This window comes from Wohlfahrtiimonas populi (genome assembly GCF_002006795.1).
In the GTDB taxonomy this organism is placed as follows: domain Bacteria; phylum Pseudomonadota; class Gammaproteobacteria; order Cardiobacteriales; family Wohlfahrtiimonadaceae; genus Wohlfahrtiimonas; species Wohlfahrtiimonas populi.
Genome location: NZ_MVDN01000029.1, coordinates 1 through 3014, shown reverse-complemented (window position 1 = coordinate 3014; position 3014 = coordinate 1). Strand labels below are relative to the sequence as shown.

Below are 3014 nucleotides of genomic sequence, written 5' to 3'. Positions count from 1 at the left end.
TTGGATAGAGCAGCAAGAGCAATTGGCACAATTGGAATTTAAATTAAGCGAAAATGGCAAAGCACTCAGTCGAATTGCGGAGAAGAAATCTGCCATTGATGCTCAGCGAGCTGAATGCCAAAGATGGGATAAACTGCATGGTTTGATTGGTTCAGCAGATGGTAAAAAGTATCGTAATTTTGCTCAAGGCTTAACGTTTGAATTGATGGTGAATCATGCCAATCGCCAATTAGAGAAAATGACAGATCGTTATCTACTAATGCGTGATAAAGCGGAACCTTTAAAACTGAATGTGATGGATAATTACCAAGCGGGCGAAGAGCGTTCCACTAAAAATCTTTCAGGTGGAGAAAGCTTTATCATCAGCTTAGCTTTGGCGCTGGGTTTATCCAAAATGGCAAGTAGAAAAGTGCGAGTGGATTCGCTATTTTTGGATGAAGGTTTTGGTACATTGGATGAAGAAGCGCTGGATACAGCGCTTGCCGTATTATCCAATTTGCATGGTGAAGGGAAATTGATTGGTGTCATTTCCCATGTTTCGGCATTAAAAGAGCGAATCCAAACTCAGATTCGCGTCAAGCCAATGAACGGTGGTAGAAGTGAAATTATTGGGCCGGGTTGTGAGCGGATACAATAATCTATGACTTGGCGAACTTTTTTGAACCTGCAACACAAGCGATGACACCAATGGTNATTGGGCCGGGTTGTGAGCGGATACAATAATCTATGACTTGGCGAACTTTTTTGAACCTGCAACACAAGCGATGACACCAATGGTACAAATGATCATCACCATGCTAACAGGTTCATTCAGTAGCCATGCGGCTAAAGCTAAACCAAAGAATGGCTGTAGTAATTGCAGTTGCCCAACTGAAGCAATACCACCTTGTGCAAGCCCGCGATACCAAAAGATAAAGCCAATCAACATGCTAAAAAGGCTTACATAAAATAGGCTTAACCAAGCAGGTAAGCGAACATTATCTAAGTTATGTGGCATATTGAAAATCATAAGTAACAACATCATTGGTAGAGATAACACTAAAGCTCAACAAATTACTTGCCAACCACCTAATGTTTTGGAAAGCTTAGCGCCCTCTGCGTAACCTAAGCCACAAACAATGATCGCAGCTACCATTAATAAATCCCCTGTTAAGTTAGCTTGTGAGCCTTCTGATAAAGCAAAAGCCATGATGAGTAAGCTACCCGTAATAGAAAATACCCAAAAGATTTTTTGAGGTTTTTCTTGCCCACGAATAACGCCAAATATCGCGGTAGATAAAGGTAATAGCGCAAGAAAGACTAACGAATGGGCAGAAGTAATTGTTTGTAATGCAAAAGCAGTTAATAAAGGAAAGCCTACAACTACGCCCATGGAAATGATTAATAAGGGAATTAAATGAGTTTTATCTGGGCGCTTTTCTTTCAGCAATATGAGTAATGATAAAGCAAGTAATCCTACTATAGTCGCACGAGCAACTGTTAAAAATGTAGGATCAAAATCCATAACCGCCATGCGCGTTGCGGGTAAAGATCCACTAAAAATGAGTACGCCAATGAATCCATTGATCCAACCTTGTGTAGAGTTGCTTTGTATCTTATCCATGTAATTGCCTTTGAGCCTTGATATTGTATTTGCTCATCTTATGGCGCAATATAATGACAATCAAAAAATTGTCATGGATACAATATGGCTCGAGCAAGATATAAATTATTAGTGGATGAATTTGCCCAAAAAATTCGTGATGGTTCTTTAACATCTGGTACACGCTTGCCCACGCATCGTGATTTGGCTAAACAACATAAAATGTCGTTGGTAACTGCAAGTAGAGTTTACGCAGAATTAGAATCTATGGGGTTGATCAGTGGTGAAGCTGGGCGCGGCACATTTGTTCGAGAACTTACATTGCCACCAGGATTGGGCATTGAACAACGTATTTCTTCTGATGTGATTGATCTCAATTTTAATTATCCATCATTGCCATCACAAACTGAATTGTTTAGACAATCATTAAGACAATTGAGTAGTGCAGGGGATTTAGAAACATTATTACGTTATCAGCCTCACATTGGGCGCCAGCATGAGCGATCAGCAGTTGCTCAATATTTACAGCATCGTGGTATTGATACAACATCAGAGCATATTGTCATCACAAGTGGTGCACAACATGGTTTAACCATTGCAGCTATGAGTTTGCTGAAACCTGGTGATGTTGTAGTTGTGGATGCATTGACATATCCAGGTTTTAAAATTTTGGCTGATTTATATCATTTTGAAATGGTTGCCTTGCCAATGTCTTATCAAGGATTAGATTTAGATGCATTATCTCAGTTGTGTGAAACTCGCAATGTTAAGGCAATTTATACGATGCCAACATTACACAATCCAATGGGTTATGTGATGCCATTATCGGAGCGATTATTATTGGCTGAATTGGCAAAGCAATATGATTTGTGGATCATAGAAGATGGTGCTTATGCCTTTTTAATAGACAATGCACCATTGCCAATGGCTCAAATCATTCCTGAGAAAACATTATATATTTCAGGATTCTCAAAAAGTGTTGCGACAGGATTGCGAGTGGGATTTATGGTTGCACCAATAGAGTTAATATCGACATTAGAGAGGGTGATACGTTGCACAACATGGAATACGCCCGCGATTCTTACAAGGTTATTGTGTGATTGGTTAGATTCAGGCACTGTTTTACAGTTGGAAGCAAAAAAGCGCAAAGATGCACAATATCGTCAAATGATTGCCCATGAAATTTTGGATAATATAGAAATCATTGCTCATTCATCTTCTTATTTTATTTGGTTACTGTTGCCTGAAGAAGTACGTGCAGACGCTGTTGCTAAAGATTTATTGGATTTGGGTATTTCGATTTCTACCGCCGAACCTTTTGCAACGAATAACAATGTGCCACATGCGATTCGAATTGCATTGGGATCAGTTGAGTTAGATGTATTAAAATCAGCATTGTTGAAAGTAAAGCAAGTACTGATTAATCATATTG

At 39.3% G+C, this 3014-nt stretch carries 2 protein-coding genes and 1 pseudogene; 2 read left to right on the top strand and 1 reads right to left on the bottom strand.

Annotated elements, in window-relative coordinates:
* The coding region (locus tag BZK16_RS13715) for an SbcC/MukB-like Walker B domain-containing protein (protein WP_269845033.1) at positions 1-637 on the top strand (637 nt) is incomplete at its 5' end.
* Between the two features lie 87 nt (positions 638-724).
* Here BZK16_RS13715 and BZK16_RS14930 read toward each other — a convergent pair.
* Positions 725-1603: pseudogene (locus BZK16_RS14930) on the bottom strand (DMT family transporter).
* A gap of 84 nt (positions 1604-1687) precedes the next feature.
* Here BZK16_RS14930 and BZK16_RS13705 point away from each other — a divergent pair.
* Positions 1688-3014: aminotransferase-like domain-containing protein (locus tag BZK16_RS13705; protein WP_143691197.1), on the top strand; the 1327-nt coding region annotated here is incomplete at its 3' end.